Origin of the sequence: Bradyrhizobium sp. SZCCHNR3119, from assembly GCF_032487775.1 — a bacterium.
GTDB lineage: Bacteria > Pseudomonadota > Alphaproteobacteria > Rhizobiales > Xanthobacteraceae > Bradyrhizobium.
This window is the reverse complement of record NZ_JAUEUV010000001.1, coordinates 214,514-231,671: the sequence shown is the minus strand read 5'-3', so window position 1 is coordinate 231,671 and position 17,158 is coordinate 214,514. Positions and strand designations below refer to the sequence as shown.

The following is a 17,158-nucleotide window of genomic DNA, read 5'->3' as shown; positions in this document are numbered from 1 at the left end:
TAATTAGGTAGGGAGGGCTCTATGTCGCATGTGACGAATTCATGACCTTCTGTGCGCGCGTCCTTGTAGTTGCCGCTCGCGACGGATCGACGTTCGCGTTGAAGGCGATTGAGGTGTCGTGAACGTCGTTTCTCCAATGAGCCGAGAGCGATGAACGCGCCGCGCCGGTGTCGCGCCGTTATTTCCGTCGTGCGATTGTCAGTCTCGATAGGCCTGCTTCACAGATGAGTGAGCTGTAATTGCGACTCGATCTCACGATGCCGACATCGTCCGCACATGAGGAGATTTTGAATGAAGATCGATCTTTCCGGAAAAACCGCTCTGGTGACGGGGTCCACTGCCGGCATCGGCTTTGCAATCGCCAAGGGCCTGGCGGGTTCGGGCGCGGAGGTGGTCCTGAACGGCCGCAGCCGGGATCGCGTCGATGCGGCGGTTGCCAAGCTCAAGGCCGCGCATTCGGACGCCAAGGTTCGCGGCGTCGCTGGCGACGTCGCGACCGTCGCAGGCTGCAACGAGATCGTCACGGCGCTGCCGGAGGTCGACATTCTCATCAATAATGCCGGCATCTTCGAGCCGAAGGACTTTTTCGAGACTCCCGACGAGGACTGGAGCCGCTTCTTCGAGGTCAACGTGATGTCGGGCGTGCGGATGGCCCGCGCTTACATGCAGGGCATGCTGAAGCGCAATTGGGGGCGCGTCATTTTCATTTCCTCGGAGTCGGCGCTGAACATCCCGACCGAGATGGTCCATTACGGCATGACCAAGACCGCGCAGCTTGCGATCTCGCGCGGGCTCGCCAAGCTGACGCGCGGCACCGGCGTGACCGTCAATGCGGTTCTCCCCGGACCCACGATGTCCGAAGGCGTCGAGAGCTTCGTGAAGGACCTCGCGCGCCAGAACGGTCAATCGGAAGACGAGGCCGCATCCTCCTTCGTCAAGCAGCACCGCCCGGGCTCGCTGCTGCAGCGCTTTGCCGGGGTCGATGAGGTCGCCAACATGGTGGTCTATGCGGCCTCGAAAGAAGCCTCCGCGACCAATGGCGCCGCGCTGCGGGTCGAAGGCGGCATCATCGATACGATCGCATAGCGCATGCTTCCGCCGGCGGCCTGTCGGGTCCGTGGCCGCACTGGACCGCCGCCGGATTTTCGTCGAGGGTAGGGCGCCGGGATACCCGTCCCTTGAACCGAATCTTGCTTGATGACCATGATCTCTCGCCGCCGGAAGCGGTGGCTGAAGCTGACCTCGGCGCGCTGGCAGCGGCGCGCGATCTTTCTCGCCGGCGGCCTCGTTGTCGGCGCCGCGGCGGTGGCGCTGGCAAAACTCGCCGACCAGGCCCAACTCGCCTTCAACTGGCTGCTGTCGTTCTCTCGCTACGCCGCGCTGGTCGTGACGCCGGCAGGCTTTGCGCTGTCGGTGTATCTCACCCGGCGCTTCTTCCCCAATGCGCAAGGGAGCGGCATTCCGCAGGCCATCGCGGCACGGCACCTGTCCGACACCAGCGCGCGCAGTCCGCTGGTCTCGATCCGTATCGCGATCGGCAAGATCGTTCTGACGCTGTTGGGTCTGTTATGCGGCGCCTCGGTCGGCCGTGAAGGTCCGACCGTGCAGATCGGCGCCTCCATCATGTTCGCACTCGGCCGGTTGTCGCCGCGGCGACAGCCGGGCCTGATCCTGGCGGGTGCGGCGGCGGGCGTCGCCGCCGCGTTCAACACCCCGCTCGCCGGCATCGTGTTCGGGATCGAGGAGATGAGCCGCGCCTACGAGACCCGAACCTCGAGCCTCGTCATCGCGACGGTCATTGCCGCCGGTCTCACCTCGCTGGCGTTGATGGGCAATTACACCTATTTCGGCTCGACCCCGATCGCGCTCGGCAAGGGCATCGATTGGCTGGCGATCCCGCTTTGCGGAGTCGTGGGCGGCGCCATGGGCGGGCTGTTCAGCCGCATCCTGATCACGATGGCGCGGGGGCTGCCTGGGGCTGTTGGTCGAACGATCAAGGGCTATCCGCTGGCGTTCTCGCTGGTGTGCGGCCTCGCGGTTGCGCTGTGCGGGCTGGTCTCGGGCGACATGATCTATGGCACCGGCTACGCGCAGGTGAAGTCGGCGCTGGAGACCGGCACGCCGCTGCCGCAGAATTTCGGCGTGTTGAAATTCCTCGCCACCACCTTTGCCGCGATCAGCGGCATTCCCGGCGGCATCTTCGCGCCGTCGCTGGCGGTCGGAGCCGGGCTCGGCGCCAATGTCGCCTCGCTGTTTCACGATACGCCGCTGGCGCCGATCATGCTGCTCGGCATGGTGTCCTATTTCGCCGGCGTCGTGCAGGCGCCGATTACCGCCTTCGTCATCGTCACCGAGATGACCGACAACCACGCGATGGTGGTGCCGGTCATGATGGCCTCGCTGATCGCCTACGGCACCTCGCGGCTGATCTGCGAGGAGGGGCTCTATCACGCGCTCGCCAAGGGCTTCGTGGCGAAGGCGGAAGAGGCGGCTGCATCGAAGTCGTGATGATGCAGGCCGGGCGGCCCACCCTGCAGAGCTTTGCCGGCTTACGCCCACCCCTCCAGCACGATCTTGCCGCGCGCCTTGTTGCTCTCGATCAGGGCGTGCGCACGCTTGAGATTGGCGGCGTTGATGGTGCCGTAATGCTCGCCGAGCGTGGTGCGGATCACACCCTTGTCGATCAGGTCGGCGACGTCGTTCAGCAGGTTGTGCTGGGCGATGATGTCGGGCGTCGTGAACGAGGAGCGCGTGAACATCGATTCCCAATGGATCGAGATCGCCTTGCCCTTGAAGGTGGTGGCGGCAAACTCGGCCGGATCGTCGATCAGGCCGAACTTGCCCTGCGGGGCCATGAAATCGACGATTGGCTTGTAGTGCTGCTCGGTGTGGGTCAGGCTCGCGACGAGTTCGACCGGCGGCAGCTTCAAGGCCTCGATCTGCTCCTTCAGCGACTTGTTGTGATCGATCACCGCATGCGCGCCGAGCGACAGGCACCAGTCGCGCGATTCCGGCCGGGTCGCGGTGGCGAGCACGGTGAGGCCGGTGAGACGGCGCGCGAGCTGGATCAGGATCGAGCCGACGCCGCCGGCGCCGCCGGTGATCAGCAGCGTGCGCGGGTCCAGGCTCTTGCCAGGGACGGCGCCGAGCCGGTCGAACAGCAGCTCCCAGGCCGTGATCGAGGTCAGCGGCAGAGCGGCGGCCTCGGCAAAGGACAGGCTCTTGGGCTTGCGGCCGACGATGCGCTCGTCGACCAGGTGGAATTCGGAATTGGTGCCCTGGCGCTGGATCGAGCCGGCATAGGCCACCTCGTCGCCCGGCTTGAACAGCGTGACCTCGGGGCCGACCGCCTCGACCACGCCCGTCGCGTCGTAGCCGAGGATCTTGATCTCCCCCTCGGGCGGAGCGGCACGCTTGCGCACCTTGGTATCGACCGGATTGACCGAGACCGCCTTCACCGCGACCCGGAGGTCGCGCCCCTTGGGCTCGGGCTTGGCGATTTCGACATCGATCAGGGCGTTCGCATCCTCGATCGGCAGGGATTTCTTGTAACCGACGGCCTTCATCGTGAACCTCCGTTTGAATGGCGCGTGCGCGCTTCCTCTCCTGCTGGCGCTGAATACGCAAGTACTGTAAAAATAGGGAACTAGTCCCTGTTTGGATACTATTGGGGAAGTCTCGGTGAAACGGCGCGATTTTGAACGCAGGCCCGGCTGCGCGGTGGAGGCTACGCTCGATCTGATCGACGGCAAGTGGAAGGGGGTGATCCTCTACCACCTGCAGGAGGGCAGCCAGCGCTTCGGCGAGCTGCGGCGGCGGATGCCTGGGATCACCCAGCGCATGCTGACCAAGCAGCTCCGCGCGCTGGAGGAGGACAAGCTGATCATCCGGACGGTCTATGCGGAGGTGCCGCCGCGGGTCGAATACCGTCTGTCCGAGGTCGGCGAGAGCCTGCGGCCGGTCATCGACATCCTCAAGGCCTGGGGTGAGAGCCATCAGGAACGGCTGTCCTGCGGGCCCGTTCACGACACCGTCAAAACGCCTCATCCCGCGGCCTAAGCTTGGCCGTCCCTCACGTTCCGCCTATATCGAAGGCATTCAATTCCAGGATTCGCCGAATGACGTTGATCAGAACTTTCGCCGCGCTGCTGCTCTCGGTCTTGGCTGCGGCTCCCGCGCTGGCGCAGGACCGCCGCGTGCCGTCCTCGCCGGCCGAACTGAGGCTGTCCTACGCGCCGATCGTACAACGGGTGCAGCCCGCGGTGGTCAACGTCTACGCCGCCAAGATGGTGCAGAACCACAACCCGTTCCTGGATGACCCGATCTTCCGCAAATTTTTCGGGCTGCAGGGAGGCCAGCAGGAGCAGATGCAGCGCTCGCTCGGCTCCGGCGTGATGGTCGATCCGTCCGGCCTCGTCGTCACCAACGTGCACGTGATCGAGGGCGCCGACGAGGTGAAGGTCTCGCTGTCGGACAAGCGCGAGTTCGAGGCCGAGATCGTGCTCAAGGACACCCGCAGCGATCTCGCGGTGCTGAAGCTCAAGAACGTGAAAGAGAAGTTCCCGACGCTCGATTTCGCCAATTCGGACGAGCTGATGGTCGGCGACGTCGTGCTCGCGATCGGCAACCCGTTCGGCGTCGGCCAGACCGTGACGCACGGCATCATCTCGGCGCTGGCGCGGACGCAGGTCGGCATCACCGATTATCAGTTCTTCATTCAGACCGATGCGCCGATCAATCCCGGCAATTCCGGCGGCGCGCTGGTCGACATGACCGGGCGGCTCGCCGGCATCAACACCGCGATCTATTCGCGCTCCGGCGGCTCGCAGGGCATCGGCTTCGCCATTCCGGCCAACATGGTGCGCGTCGTCGTCGCCTCGGCCAAGAGCGGCGGCAAGGCGGTGAAGCGTCCGTGGCTCGGGGCAAAGCTGCAGGCGGTGACGCCTGAGATCGCCGACAGCTTGGGCTTGCGCTCGCCGACCGGTGCGCTGGTCGCCAGCGTGGTGCCGAACAGCCCGGCGGCCCGCGCGGGATTGAAAGCCTCGGATCTGATCACGGCGATCGACGGCCAGGCCGTCGAGGACCCCAACGCCTTCGACTATCGTTTTGCCACCCGTCCGCTGGGCGGCACCGCCGATGTCGAGGTGCAGCGCGCGGGCAAGCCGGTGAAGCTGGCGATGCCGCTGGAGACTGCGCCCGATGGCGGCCGCAACGAGATCGTCATCAGTGGCCGCTCGCCGTTCCAGGGCGCGCGCGTCGCCAACGTCTCGCCTGCGCTCGCTGACGAGCTGCATCTGGATGCCGATACCGAAGGCGTCGTCATTGTCGAGCCGGGCGACGGCACGGCGGCAGCCAATGTCGGCTTCCAGAAGGGCGACATCATCATGGCCGTGAACAACCAGCGCATCGCCAAGACGACGGAGCTCGAAAAGGCCTCCCGTGACGCTGCTCGGGTCTGGCGCATCACGCTCCTGCGCGGCGGCCAACAGATCAACGTCACGCTCGGCGGATGAGCGCGAAGCGCCCACAACAGGGACCAAGTCTCTTCGCCGCCGCGGGGCTGGAGCAGGATGCGCCCCGTCCGCTTCCGGAGAAGTTGCGGCCGCACAAGCTCTCCGACGTGGTGGGCCAGGATCACATCCTCGGCCCCGACGGCGCACTGACGCGCATGCTGGAGACGCGCACGCTCGGCTCCCTGATCTTCTGGGGGCCGCCGGGCACCGGCAAGACCACGGTCGCGCGGCTGTTGGCCGACGCGACCGAGCTGCATTTCGAGCAGATCTCGGCAGTGTTCTCCGGCGTCGCCGACCTGAAGAAGGTGTTCGACGCCGCGCGTGCGCGCCGCGAGACCGGCAAGGGCACGCTGCTCTTCGTGGACGAGGTGCACCGCTTCAACCGCGCGCAGCAGGATTCCTTTCTGCCCGTGATGGAAGACGGCACCGTGGTGCTGGTCGGCGCCACCACCGAGAATCCATCCTTCGAGCTCAACGCCGCGTTGCTGTCGCGCGCGCGTGTGCTGGTATTTCATTCGCTCGATGCGGCCGCGATCGAAAAGCTCTACGCCAATGCGGAAGCGGTCGAAGGCCGCAAGCTGCCGCTCGATCCGGAAGCTCGTGCCGTGCTGATCCGCATGGCCGATGGCGACGGCCGCGCCGCGCTGACGCTCGCCGAAGAGGTCTGGCGCTCCGCGCGCAAGGACGAGATCTTCAATGCCGTGCAGCTGCAGGACATCTTGCAGCGCCGCGCGCCGATCTACGACAAATCCGCCGACGGCCATTACAACCTGATCTCCGCGCTGCATAAGTCGGTGCGCGGCTCCGATCCCGATGCCGCGCTGTATTATTTCGCGCGGATGCTCGATGCCGGCGAGGACCCGCTGTTCCTGGCGCGGCGCATCGTGCGCATGGCGGTGGAAGACATTGGCCTCGCCGATCCGCAGGCGCTGGTGATCGCCAATGCGGCCAAGGATGCCTACGATTTCCTGGGCTCGCCCGAGGGCGAGCTCGCGATCGCGCAGGCCGTGATCTATGTCGCGACCGCGCCGAAGTCGAATGCGGCCTACAAGGCGTTCGGTGCGGCCAAGCGGGTGGCAAAGGAGGGCGGTTCGCTGCTGCCGCCCAAGCACATCCTGAACGCGCCGACCAAGCTGATGCAGAACGAAGGCTACGGCACCGGCTATCAGTATGATCACGACGCGCCAGATGCCTTCTCCGGCCAGGACTATTTTCCGGAAAGCCTGGGTCGGCAGCAGTTCTACGATCCGCCGGAGCGCGGCTTCGAGCGCGAGATCAGGAAGCGGCTCGACTATTGGGCCAAGCTGCGCAAGGAGCGCGGCGGCATCTAGCTATTTTCCCGTCCGCACGAACTCCAATATCTCGCGCGTCAGCCGGTCATCCTCGGTGTTGATCGAATAGGCCTCCGACATATGGCTGTGCTGCGGCAGCATCACCGCGTGCGCACAGCCGGCCGGGCGCTTGCATGCCGCCTGTTTCAGGAGATCGAACTGCTCGACGAAGCGCGGCGGGTCGAGTTCGGCGGAGGCGATCATCAGCGGCAGGCTGGACGCCTGCAAGCCCTGCAGCGACGAGCGCTCCTGAAAGCGCGAGGGATCGGTGCCGAAATAGGCCATCTCCTTGTCGCCCAGTGGCGAGGCCGTGAGATCGTAGATGCCGGAGACCATGATGGCGCCGGCAAGGCCGCCGCCCTGAATCTTGTGAAACTCGGGATGCGCGACATAGGTCGCGACATGCACCGCGCCCGCCGAATGCCCCATCAGGAACACGCGCGAGGGATCCCCGCCATTCTGTGCCGCGTTCGCGCCAACCCATTGCACGGCGCTGGCGACGTCCTCGACGCCGGCCGGCCACGGCCATTTCGGCGCCAGGCGGTAGGTCATGTTGACGCCGACGAAACCGTTCTTGGCGGCCCACAGCATGACGTTGTCGTAGAATGGGCTGTCCGGCGTCGTGCGCTTGTTACCGGCGATGAAAGCGCCGCCATGCACGAAGATCAGGATCGGGTGCGACGACGCGCCGTACTCCGGCGTGAAGACGTCGAGCAGATTGCGTTCGGCCGGACCGTACCGGATATCCCGCTGCACCTTGACGCCGGTATACGGCTCCTTCTGCTGCAGCGGAGCGTAGATCGCAGCCGTCTTCGACGGATCGATCACGCGGCCGATCTCGATCAGCTTCCAGGCGATGTCGTCCGGCATAGGGGTCTGCTGGGCCTGGGCAGGCGTCATCGCCAGCCACGCCGCAGCAAGCATCAGCGCCGGCTTGATCCGTCTCATCCGATTCGTTCCTCGCCTCTGCAGCCTACAAAGCCCGATTTCAGGCGGATTTATCGTGATTCCGCCGTGACTGACAGGGGCTTTTGGGGTACCCAGCATCCATGAGCCGCCGCATCAAGCGAACAGAGACCCGATCAGATCGTCCGGCTGCGCGTCACAAGGATGCGCGCGCGAGGATACATCGCCCCACCGGCGATCGCGACAAGGGCGATCGTCCAAGCCGGGACAATCCGAGCAGCGATCGCTTCAAGAGCGAACGCGTCGCAGGTCTTCGCAATGAGACCAGGAGCGATCGGGACCGCGCGCCGCGCGGCGAGCGCAAGGATGAGCGCAAAATCAGTCGCAAGGATAGCCGGAAGGATTTTAGCGAGGAGCGGCGCTCGCGTGAGCGTCCCTCGCTCAAACGTCCCGCCGGCAAGCCGGCGCGGCCGGCCTTCGAGCGAACGGAGCGGCGGGCTGCTGCGGAGCCGGTTACGCGCAAGCCTGAACCGGAAGCGCAGCCCTTGCCGACGAAGGTGCAGACCGTCGTGGTGACCGCCGACGAGAACAACATGCGGGTCGACCGCTTCCTCGAGGCGCGTTTTCCCGGCCTGTCGTTCTCCCACATCCAGCGCATCGTCCGCAAAGGCGAGCTCAGGGTCGACGGCAAGCGCGCCGACAGCAAGGATCGGCTGGAGGAGGGGCAGAGCGTGCGCATCCCGCCGCTCAAGCTCGATGCGCCGAAAGATCGCGGCGCATTGTCCGAGGCCGAGCGGAAGACGCTGGAAAGCCTGAAGGCGATGACGCTCTACGAGGACGACGACGTGCTCGTCCTCAACAAGCCGGCAGGGCTCGCAGTGCAGGGCGGCTCCGGCATGACGCGTCACATCGACCAGATGCTGGAGGTGATGCGCGATGCCAAGGGCCAGAAGCCGCGGCTGGTGCATCGCATCGACCGCGAGACTTCCGGCTGCCTGTTGATCGCCAAGACCCGCTTTGCCGCGACGCATCTGACCGGCGCATTCCGCAGCCGATCGGCGCGCAAGATCTATTGGGCGCTGGTGGCCGGTGTGCCGAAGCCGAAGCAGGGGCGCATCTCGACCTATCTCGCCAAGGATGAGGGCGAGGACGACACCATCATGCGTATCGCCGCGCATGGCGATGAAGGCGCGAGCCATGCGGTGACCTATTACGCCGTGGTCGAGGCCTCCGCGACCAAGCTCGCCTGGGTGTCGCTGAAGCCGGTCACGGGACGCACCCATCAGCTCCGCGCCCACATGGCCCATATCGGCCATCCGATCGTTGGCGATCCCAAATACTTCAACAAGGAGAATTGGGCGCTGCCGGGCGGCCTGCAGAACCGGCTGCATCTGCTGGCGCGGCGCATCGTCATCCCGCATCCGCGCGGCGGCGTCATCGACGCGACCGCACCGTTGCCCCCGCACATGCTGCAGTCCTGGAATCTGCTCGGGCTCGAGGCCGATCGCTTCGATCCGATCGAGAACGCGCCGGAGGAGTAAGCTCCGCTTGCTGTTCGGCGCGAGATGACGACATTGACAGGATATCCATCGGCAGCGTTGCAGCCATGTGGCGCTTGCCGCCGGGGCCAGGAGACACAAGGCCGGGAACATCCGATGCTCTCATTCATTTCGATCTGAAGGCACGTGCGCATGCGGGAATTGTTCGACGAGGTTGGTCAATCGCCGCCGGATCCGCAGGAGAAGGCGCGCGAAGCCATGCGCAGCCCTCAGCGCAAGCGGTTCTACAAACAGGCTGGCGTAAAGGAGGCCGAGGGCGGCGGCTTCGTGATCACGCTCGACGACCGGCCGATCCGCAGCCCGTCTGCGCGGATCATCACCGTTCCGGTCAAGGAACTGGCCGATGCAGTGGCGGCCGAATGGCAGGCGCAGGCCGAGACCATCGATCCCATGACGATGCCGCTGACCCGATTTGCCAACAGCGTCATCGAGGGTGTGGTCGACCGCACCGAACTCGTCCGCGATGACGTCGCCAAGTACCTGCAATCCGACTTGTTGTTCTATCGCGCCGGTCATCCGGAGGCGCTGGTGCAGCGCGAGGCGCAGCATTGGGATCCTGTGCTGGCCTGGGCGCGCGACAGCCTGGGGGCGCATTTCATCCTGGCCGAGGGCGTGATGCATGTCCTGCAGCCTGATGCCGCCGTGGAGGCGGCCCGTGCGTCGCTGCCGCTCGATCCCTGGCGGATTGCCGCCGCGCACGTGGTCACCACCATCACCGGCTCCGCGCTGCTGGCGCTGACGCTGCTCCATGGCGTGCGGGATGCCAACCAGGTCTGGGCTGCGGCCCATGTGGACGAGGATTGGAATGCCGAGCAATGGGGCGCTGACGAGGAGGCGCTGGCGCGCCGGGCGGCCCGGAAGGTCGATTTCGGCGCTGCCGCGGAGATCCTGCGCGCCTTGGACCGCGCCTGGGACAATGCCGGTTAACGCGAGGTTTAGAGGGTCCGCTTAAGCTCCGGACCCGTAACCTCGAGTGCGCGTACCATGGTTCTGAGTATCACCCCGTCACCTCCGGTGAACGGCGTCCGCAACGTCGGCACCTCGACGGCCGGGACGGCGCTGCAGTCCGGCACCGTGCTCAGCGCCAGGGTGCAGCAGGTGCTGGCGGAGAACCTGGTCCAGGTCGCGATCGGCAATCTGTCGATGGAGCTTGCCAGCGACCTGGCGCTGCAGGCGGGGCAGACCGTGCAGGTTGCGGTCACCCAATCCGGACAAGGCCTTCAGCTCGCGATCGTCGGGCAGGGCGGAGCAGCGGCCGCAACGAATGGGGCCGCATCGACCGCAGCAACCGTGATCGATGTCGCCGTGCCGCTTGCGCCCGTGGTGGCGCCCCCGGCAGACCCGCTGACCGGATTGGAGCGGATCGCGGTCGCGATCGCGACGGAAGAGGCCGCGACCCATCAGGGCGGCCAGGGGCAATTGTTCGCCGATCTTGCGACGGTCGCCAGTTCACCCAATCTGCCGCCGGCTTTGCGCGCGGCGATCGCCCAGGTGCTCGGCCAGCAGATGCCGCTCGCTCAAAGCTTGAGCGGCGAGGACGTCCAGAAGGCGTTCCAGAATTCCGGCCTGTTTCTGGAAACCTCGCTTGCGGCGGGCGTGCCGGTCGCAAGCGGCGTCGCGCCGGACCTCAAGGCGGCACTGATCGTGTTGCGGCAGACCCTCGCCTCCGTCCTGCTGACGGAAGGGGACGTCGCACCGGGCGCAAGCGCCAGCGTGGTCACGACACCTTATGGGCCGGCCACGCCGCAGCCAGCAAAAGCACCGGCGCAGCTCGTGCAGATGCCGGCCCCGTCGCTGGTGCCGGACCCACCTGAGCAGGCCGCGCAGGCAGCCTCCATGTCGGGGCGTCCACCGGCGGATGGGCCAGCGCCCGGCAATGCGCTTGGCGCCACCTTGGCGAGCGCGCTGGCGCAGGCCAAGCCTCAATCGCTCAATCCCGGCACGGTGCTGGCCCTTCTGCAGGAGGCGCAGCAACAGGTCCCGCGTGCGGCGGGATCGTTGCCGGCGCGCAGCGCGGCCCCGAGCGGCCGTGGCGGAGATGTGATCGTCCGGACCAGCACCCCGCCGCCGCCGTTCCGCGGCAATCTGCCGACGCCGCAGCCGGTGTCGACGCCATCGCTGGCCTCGGAAGCGCCGCTGTCGGCCATCGCGCATCGGCTGCTCGATGAGACGGACGCCGCGCTGTCGCGGCAGACGCTGTTGCAGATCGCATCGTTGCCGGATCGCACCGACGCTTCCGGCGCGCACGCCGATCCGTTGCAGCCGCGGTGGAATTTCGAGATCCCGTTTGCCACCGGCCAGGGCACCGCGATGGCGCAGTTCGAGATCTCGCGAGACGGCAGCGGTGCCTCGTCCGATGCGCCGAAACGGGTCTGGCGCGCGCGCTTCTCGATCGATGTCGAGCCGGCCGGTCCCGTGCACGCGCTGATCAGCCTGGTCGGCGAGCGGACCTCGGTGCGGATGTGGGCGGAGCGTCCGGTGACATCGGCGCGCTTGCGCGCCGGGCTGGGCGAATTGAGCCAGGCGCTCGCCCGCGCCGAGTTGTCGCCGGGCGACATCGTCATCCAGGACGGCGCGCCGCCTCCGGTGGCGCCGCCCAAAGCCGGCCATTTCCTGAATCGCGCATCATGAGCACGGACAGCAAGACGCAGCTCGCGGTCGCCCTGCACTATGACAAGGGCCACGGCGCCCCGCGCGTGGTCGCCAAGGGCAAGGGGGCGATCGGGGCCAAGATCATCGAGGTCGCCAAGGCGCACGACATCCCGATCGAGGAGAACGAAGTGCTCGCCGGTGCGCTCTCCAATGTCGAACTCGGTGACGAAATTCCGGAAGAGCTCTACAAGGCTGTCGCGGAGGTGCTGGTGTTCGTGCTCAAGCTGTCGGGACGGGTGGTCTAGCCGCGTCTCGCTGGATCGCGTGGCACGCGATGAGGATGACAGATAGCACACCTTTAATGAGCATCTTGGGCCGCCATGGTTTCACCATGATGTGGTCGCCAAAGGGGCCGCCTGTTCAGCTGCCGAGGTGTTACGCGTGATCCATCGCCGCCATGTGCTCCAACTGATTGCCGCAGCCGGCCTGTTGCCCGCCCGCGCCTTTGCGCATGTCGCGCCACAGCGCAGCGAGATCCGCGCGTCGCTCGCCAAGCGCTTCACCGACGACGGCACCAACGGCACCTTCGTCGGCTACAAGGTCGAGGATTATCTCGTCATCGCCAGCGACGCCGAGCGCTCGGGCGAGGCGAAGCTGCCGGCCTCGACCTTCAAGATCGCGAATTCGCTGATTGCGCTCGAGACCGGCGTCGTCGAAGACCCCGACAAGGATGTCTTCAAATGGGACGGCGTGGTCAGGCCGATCGAGGCCTGGAATAAGGACCACACCATGCGCAGCGCGATCGCAGCGTCCGCGGTGCCCGTCTATCAGGAGATCGCGCGCCGCATCGGCCCCGAGCGGATGCAGACATATCTCAATCTGCTCGATTACGGCAATCGCGACATCGGAGGCGGCATCGATCAGTTCTGGCTGACGGGCGCCTTGCGCATCGACCCGGTGCAACAGGTCGATTTCGTCGACCGCTTGCGGCGTGGCACGCTGCCGGTCTCAAAGCGCAGCCAGGATCTGGTGCGCGACATCATCCCGACCACCAAGGTCGGTGAAGCCGTGATCCATTTCAAATCCGGCCTGCTCGGCGCCGAGCGCGGCGAGCGTTCGCTGGGCTGGATGGTCGGCTGGGTGGACAAGGGCGACCAGCCGACCGTGTTCGCGCTCAACATGGATTGCCCGGAGCAGCGTCACGTCGCTGACCGCATGACGCTGACCCAGGCCTGCCTGACGGAGATCGGCGCGATCTGAGTGTCAGCGCCGCCGCATCTCCAGGCTCACATCCGTGACCTCGGTGCCGGCGGGCCGGATCGAGATCACTTGCCGGTTGCCGCGCGTGGTGAGTGCGAGCCCGGCCGAGAAGGTCTGCCCGCGTGCCTGTGCCTCGATGCGCTCGCCGGCCGCATGGCCCTCGATGGTGCCGGTGGCATTGTGGCTCGCCTCGCTCCATTGGCCGGAGATTGCTCCGCTGCGATAGGCGACCTCGCTGGACAGGTCGATATTGTAGCTGTCGCTGGCGCAGCGGATGTTGAGCCGCAGCTGGTCACCGTCACCGCCGACATCATAGGCGGCCCGGCAGCGCAGCCGCTGCTGCTCGCCGTTCTGCATGCTCAGCGTGCCGCCGCCGGCCCAGGAGCCCGCTATGGCGCGGAACGGCGACATTGCGGCGTGCGCTGCGCCCGCGACGATGAGCGCGGTCAAGACGGTCGTGGTGGTCGCGAGGGAAGAGACGCGCATGGCTGGTTCCTTGATCGGCATTGCAAGCAGGCGTCAACGCCGCAATCCCACAACGGTTCACGAGGGTGGCAAAGTGCGCGCCCATCGTGATCCGGCTGCTGCCTTGAGCCGATCGGCCCCCTGACGGGCGAGCCGAATCCGTCCTGATATTTGGACCATCGTGGGCCGGTGGTGGCCTACGGCCGATCCGCCCCTTCGCAGACAGCTGGAATTTCGGCGGACATCACCATGATTATGCAATCGATTCCTGCCTGGGTGACCTGCGGCAGGACGCCCGATATCCGCTTTTCGCCTCCGAAATAGCCGTGTTAGAACGGCGCCAACAGTCATGAGATCGGAATGGGCGGAGACGCATGAAGGACATCCTGGACACCCTTGAGAAGCGGCGCGCGGGCGCACGTCTCGGCGGCGGCGAGAAGCGCATCGAGGCGCAGCATGCTCGCGGCAAATTGACCGCGCGCGAGCGTATCGAGCTTCTTTTGGACAAGGGCAGCTTCGAGGAATTCGACATGTTCGTCGAGCATCGCTCGACCGAGTTCGGCATGGAGAAGACCAAGGTGCCGGGCGACGGCGTCGTCACCGGCTGGGGTACCGTCAACGGCCGCAAGACCTTCGTCTTCGCCAAGGACTTCACCGTGTTCGGCGGCTCGCTGTCGGAAACCCATGCGCTGAAGATCACCAAGCTGCAGGACATGGCGATGAAGGCGCGGGCGCCGATCATCGGGCTTTATGATGCGGGCGGCGCCCGCATCCAGGAGGGCGTCGCGGCGCTCGCCGGCTATTCCTATGTCTTCCGCCGCAACGTCATCGCGTCGGGTGTGATCCCGCAGATCTCCGTCATCATGGGGCCGTGCGCCGGCGGCGACGTCTATTCGCCGGCCATGACCGACTTCATCTTCATGGTGAAGAACACCAGCTACATGTTTGTCACCGGGCCCGATGTGGTGAAGACCGTCACCAACGAAGTGGTCACGGCCGAAGAGCTCGGCGGCGCCTCGGTGCATGCGACGCGCTCCTCGATCGCCGACGGCGCCTTCGAGAACGACGTCGAGACGCTGTTGCAGATGCGCCGGCTGATCGACTTCCTGCCCAGCAACAACAGCGACGGCGTGCCGGAATGGCCGAGCTTCGACGATATCGAGCGGGTCGACATGTCGCTCGACACGCTGATCCCGGACAATCCGAACAAGCCCTACGACATGAAGGAACTGATCCTGAAGGTCGTCGACGAGGGTGACTTCTTCGAGATCGCGGAGGCGTTCGCCAAGAACATCATCACCGGCTTCGGTCGCATCGCCGGCCGCACCGTCGGCTTCGTCGCCAACCAGCCGATGGTGCTGGCGGGCGTGCTCGACAGCGACGCGTCAAGGAAAGCCGCGCGCTTCGTCCGCTTCTGCGACGCCTTCAACATTCCGATCGTGACCTTCGTCGACGTTCCCGGTTTCCTGCCGGGCACGGCGCAGGAATATGGTGGGTTGATCAAGCACGGCGCCAAGCTCCTGTTCGCGTATTCGCAATGCACGGTGCCGCTGGTGACCGTCATCACCCGCAAGGCCTATGGCGGCGCCTTCGACGTCATGGCGTCCAAGGAGATCGGCGCCGACATGAACTATGCATGGCCGACCGCGCAGATCGCGGTGATGGGCGCCAAGGGTGCGGTCGAGATCATCTTCCGCGCCGACATGGCCGATCCCGACAAGATCGCCACGCGCACCAAGGAATATGAGGATCGCTTCCTGTCGCCCTTCATCGCCGCCGAGCGCGGTTATATCGACGACGTCATCATGCCGCACTCGACCCGCCGCCGCATCGCCCGCGCGCTCGCGATGCTCCGCGACAAGAAGATGGAAATGCCGGCGAAGAAGCACGACAATCTGCCGCTATAAGGCGCAGACGGTCGAACGTCTGCACCACATCCGGGAGGAGTGCAGACGATGGGCGAATTTCGCGACAATGCGGCCGCCAGCCGTTTCGAGCAGGATGTTGACGGCATCACCGCTTTCGTTACCTACCGGAAATCGCCCGGGGCGATCACGCTCGTGCACACCGAGGTGCCGCCGGAGCTCGGCGGCCGCGGGGTTGGCTCGAAGCTCGGCCGTGCCACGCTCGATGCGGTGAGGGTGCAGGGGCGCAAGCTGTCGGTGGAATGCGATTTCATCCGTGGCCTGATCCGGAAGACGCCTGAGTACAAGGATCTCCTTGCGCCGGAAGATGCAGCGCCCAGGACCACGGCCGCCTACAAAGCCAGCTGCTTCTGTGGTGCAGTCGAAGTGGAGGCGATCGGCCAGCCTGTATTTGCCGGCTATTGTCATTGCCGGGACTGTCAGGCCTGGTCGGCGGCGCCGATCAATGCGTTCAGCCTGTGGAGGTCGGACGATGTCCGCGTCGTCAAGGGCGAAGCCGAGATCGGGACCTTCAACAAGACCGAACATTCCTACCGCAAGTTCTGCCGGCGCTGCGGCGGACATCTCATGACCGAGCATCCGCGGATGCGGCTGACCGACGTCTATGCGAACCTGCTGCAGGGTTTCGTCCATCAGCCGACACTGCATGTGAACTACGCGAGCAAGATGATCTCGGTGAAGGACGGCTTGCCGAAATTCGCTGACCTGCCGGCCGATCTCGGCGGCTCCGGCGAGACGCTGCCGGATTGAGGGCGGGGCGCGCCCCCCATCCGTGGACTTGGGCCGGGATTGCACAGCCGCAAGCGCTCGGCTCAGCCTGGCTAAAGTGGGCGCGTGCCCTGGCGCGTCTGTTCCGTCGGCGCTAAGCTCGCGCGTTAACCACTCCTTAACGACGGGTTTGCGGTGCCTCGCTTGCCGGCCTAGCTTCGATCCTGGGGGGTGGTCAGTCACAAGCGGTAAGGTGCGTGCCATGTTGCGTAGACCATCGGCTCATCGAACATCTTGGGCTTTGCTCGCCTGCCTCGGCGCAGCCGCGTTGATCCTGCCGGTCGAGACGGCTTCGGCGCGGTCCGGCGGCGTGGTTGGGGTGGGGCCCGGCGCAAGAGGCGCTCCGATCCATGTTGCACCTCGTGTGCACGGCGCACGCGGCTTCCGCCATCATCAGCGCGGCTTCGCTTATTGGCCCGGTGCCTACGCCTACGGTCCCTATGACGGCGCGCCGGTCACGGAGTCCGCGCCGCCGCCGCCACCGCAGGGGCCGGCGGATGTGCATTACACCTATACCGAGGACGTTCCGTGGGATTGGGCGCATCGCTTTCCGCCCAATGTCACGCCCTCCGATCACCCCTATGTCTCCAGCTGTCCGACGGAGACGGTGAAAGTCCCGGGACGTGGCGGCGAGCAGACCGTCAACATCATGCGCTGCTACTGACCGGCTGCTTCCTGCGGTGACATGCGCCCGGGCATGTTCCGGCAGGCGCATCTGAGGTCACCTCAAGACACCTTGATCCAGACCCGCTCAGCGGCATCGGAACGCCTTGCAATGCCGAGGCGTTCTGGTGACGAGGCCCGGACTCCTAGGCACTCCGGGCCTCGTCCTCTCGCCG

General features: G+C 65.8%; 16 protein-coding genes. 13 read left to right on the top strand and 3 right to left on the bottom strand.

Features of this window, described 5'->3' with window-relative positions:
- Positions 1 to 291 precede the first annotated feature (291 nt).
- Positions 292 to 1,086 carry an SDR family oxidoreductase gene (locus QX034_RS01130; RefSeq protein WP_315705663.1) on the top strand — a complete coding sequence of 265 codons (795 nt, stop codon included), beginning with the start codon at positions 292 to 294 and terminating at the stop codon, positions 1,084 to 1,086.
- Between the two features lie 111 nt (positions 1,087 to 1,197).
- A complete protein-coding gene (locus tag QX034_RS01125; protein ID WP_315705664.1) occupies positions 1,198 to 2,508 on the top strand; it encodes a chloride channel protein in 1,311 nt (436 codons plus the stop codon).
- A 41-nt stretch (positions 2,509 to 2,549) separates the two neighbouring features.
- On the opposite strand, the gene QX034_RS01120 is transcribed toward QX034_RS01125, so the two are convergent.
- On the bottom strand, positions 2,550 to 3,566 hold the full coding sequence (locus tag QX034_RS01120; protein WP_315806511.1) for a zinc-binding alcohol dehydrogenase family protein: 1,017 nt from the start codon (positions 3,564 to 3,566) through the stop codon (positions 2,550 to 2,552).
- A gap of 115 nt (positions 3,567 to 3,681) precedes the next feature.
- Between QX034_RS01120 and QX034_RS01115 the strand changes: the two genes are divergently transcribed.
- From QX034_RS01115 to QX034_RS01105, 3 genes are read left to right on the top strand one after another with little or no spacing between them, the layout of a single operon-like run.
- The gene (locus QX034_RS01115; protein ID WP_315705666.1) at positions 3,682 to 4,059 is read left to right on the top strand and encodes a helix-turn-helix domain-containing protein; all 378 of its coding nucleotides are present in this window, start codon (positions 3,682 to 3,684) and stop codon (positions 4,057 to 4,059) included.
- Between the two features lie 59 nt (positions 4,060 to 4,118).
- Positions 4,119 to 5,513: a DegQ family serine endoprotease gene (locus QX034_RS01110; RefSeq protein ID WP_315705667.1), complete on the top strand. Its 1,395-nt coding sequence runs from the start codon at positions 4,119 to 4,121 to the stop codon at positions 5,511 to 5,513.
- Positions 5,510 to 6,844: a replication-associated recombination protein A gene (locus QX034_RS01105; protein WP_315705668.1), complete on the top strand. Its 1,335-nt coding sequence runs from the start codon at positions 5,510 to 5,512 to the stop codon at positions 6,842 to 6,844. Before QX034_RS01110 ends, QX034_RS01105 begins: the two co-directional genes overlap by 4 nt.
- Here the strand turns inward: QX034_RS01105 and QX034_RS01100 are convergent, their stop codons facing one another.
- Positions 6,845 to 7,792 carry an alpha/beta hydrolase gene (locus tag QX034_RS01100; protein ID WP_315766507.1) on the bottom strand — a complete coding sequence of 316 codons (948 nt, stop codon included), beginning with the start codon at positions 7,790 to 7,792 and terminating at the stop codon, positions 6,845 to 6,847.
- A gap of 101 nt (positions 7,793 to 7,893) precedes the next feature.
- On the opposite strand from QX034_RS01100, the gene QX034_RS01095 reads away from it, so the two are divergent.
- The 5 genes from QX034_RS01095 (at position 7,894) to QX034_RS01075 (ending at position 13,161) form a co-directional block, all read left to right on the top strand.
- Positions 7,894 to 9,291 (top strand): RluA family pseudouridine synthase, encoded by a 1,398-nt coding sequence (locus tag QX034_RS01095; protein ID WP_315767990.1) that lies wholly within the window; start codon positions 7,894 to 7,896, stop codon positions 9,289 to 9,291.
- A 150-nt stretch (positions 9,292 to 9,441) separates the two neighbouring features.
- Positions 9,442 to 10,236: an ATP12 family chaperone protein gene (locus QX034_RS01090; protein ID WP_315705671.1), complete on the top strand. Its 795-nt coding sequence runs from the start codon at positions 9,442 to 9,444 to the stop codon at positions 10,234 to 10,236.
- Between the two features lie 57 nt (positions 10,237 to 10,293).
- Entirely contained in the window at positions 10,294 to 11,940 is a 1,647-nt protein-coding gene (locus QX034_RS01085) for a flagellar hook-length control protein FliK (RefSeq protein WP_315705672.1), read from the top strand.
- Positions 11,937 to 12,206 carry an EscU/YscU/HrcU family type III secretion system export apparatus switch protein gene (locus QX034_RS01080; protein WP_315705673.1) on the top strand — a complete coding sequence of 90 codons (270 nt, stop codon included), beginning with the start codon at positions 11,937 to 11,939 and terminating at the stop codon, positions 12,204 to 12,206. The genes QX034_RS01085 and QX034_RS01080 overlap by 4 nt, the downstream gene beginning before the upstream one ends.
- A 136-nt stretch (positions 12,207 to 12,342) precedes the next feature.
- Positions 12,343 to 13,161 carry a penicillin-binding transpeptidase domain-containing protein gene (locus QX034_RS01075; protein ID WP_315705674.1) on the top strand — a complete coding sequence of 273 codons (819 nt, stop codon included), beginning with the start codon at positions 12,343 to 12,345 and terminating at the stop codon, positions 13,159 to 13,161.
- A 3-nt stretch (positions 13,162 to 13,164) separates the two neighbouring features.
- On the opposite strand, the gene QX034_RS01070 is transcribed toward QX034_RS01075, so the two are convergent.
- Positions 13,165 to 13,647 carry a hypothetical protein gene (locus QX034_RS01070; RefSeq protein WP_315743241.1) on the bottom strand — a complete coding sequence of 161 codons (483 nt, stop codon included), beginning with the start codon at positions 13,645 to 13,647 and terminating at the stop codon, positions 13,165 to 13,167.
- Between the two features lie 353 nt (positions 13,648 to 14,000).
- Here QX034_RS01070 and QX034_RS01065 point away from each other — a divergent pair, with 353 nt between their 5' ends.
- The 3 genes from QX034_RS01065 to QX034_RS01055 all read left to right on the top strand — a co-directional run bounded on the left by QX034_RS01065 (position 14,001) and on the right by QX034_RS01055 (position 16,983).
- Positions 14,001 to 15,533 (top strand): acyl-CoA carboxylase subunit beta, encoded by a 1,533-nt coding sequence (locus QX034_RS01065; protein WP_315767987.1) that lies wholly within the window; start codon positions 14,001 to 14,003, stop codon positions 15,531 to 15,533.
- 48 nt (positions 15,534 to 15,581) lie between these two features.
- Complete coding sequence (locus QX034_RS01060) at positions 15,582 to 16,301, top strand: N-acetyltransferase (protein ID WP_316174903.1); 720 nt, start codon at positions 15,582 to 15,584, stop codon at positions 16,299 to 16,301.
- A gap of 220 nt (positions 16,302 to 16,521) precedes the next feature.
- Positions 16,522 to 16,983, top strand: coding sequence for a hypothetical protein (locus tag QX034_RS01055; protein WP_315705678.1), 462 nt, complete (start codon positions 16,522 to 16,524; stop codon positions 16,981 to 16,983).
- The last annotated feature ends 175 nt before the right edge of the window (positions 16,984 to 17,158 follow it).

Coding starts and splice junctions, on each gene's coding strand:
- QX034_RS01060 (WP_316174903.1), top strand. CDS start 15,582: ATGGGCGAATTTCGCGACAATGCGGCCGCCAGCCGTTTCGAGCAGGAT.
- QX034_RS01130 (WP_315705663.1), top strand. CDS start 292: ATGAAGATCGATCTTTCCGGAAAAACCGCTCTGGTGACGGGGTCCACT.
- QX034_RS01080 (WP_315705673.1), top strand. CDS start 11,937: ATGAGCACGGACAGCAAGACGCAGCTCGCGGTCGCCCTGCACTATGAC.
- QX034_RS01070 (WP_315743241.1), bottom strand. CDS start 13,647: ATGCGCGTCTCTTCCCTCGCGACCACCACGACCGTCTTGACCGCGCTC.
- QX034_RS01055 (WP_315705678.1), top strand. CDS start 16,522: ATGTTGCGTAGACCATCGGCTCATCGAACATCTTGGGCTTTGCTCGCC.
- QX034_RS01110 (WP_315705667.1), top strand. CDS start 4,119: ATGACGTTGATCAGAACTTTCGCCGCGCTGCTGCTCTCGGTCTTGGCT.
- QX034_RS01105 (WP_315705668.1), top strand. CDS start 5,510: ATGAGCGCGAAGCGCCCACAACAGGGACCAAGTCTCTTCGCCGCCGCG.
- QX034_RS01100 (WP_315766507.1), bottom strand. CDS start 7,792: ATGAGACGGATCAAGCCGGCGCTGATGCTTGCTGCGGCGTGGCTGGCG.
- QX034_RS01095 (WP_315767990.1), top strand. CDS start 7,894: ATGAGCCGCCGCATCAAGCGAACAGAGACCCGATCAGATCGTCCGGCT.
- QX034_RS01120 (WP_315806511.1), bottom strand. CDS start 3,566: ATGAAGGCCGTCGGTTACAAGAAATCCCTGCCGATCGAGGATGCGAAC.
- QX034_RS01085 (WP_315705672.1), top strand. CDS start 10,294: ATGGTTCTGAGTATCACCCCGTCACCTCCGGTGAACGGCGTCCGCAAC.
- QX034_RS01090 (WP_315705671.1), top strand. CDS start 9,442: ATGCGGGAATTGTTCGACGAGGTTGGTCAATCGCCGCCGGATCCGCAG.
- QX034_RS01065 (WP_315767987.1), top strand. CDS start 14,001: ATGAAGGACATCCTGGACACCCTTGAGAAGCGGCGCGCGGGCGCACGT.
- QX034_RS01125 (WP_315705664.1), top strand. CDS start 1,198: ATGACCATGATCTCTCGCCGCCGGAAGCGGTGGCTGAAGCTGACCTCG.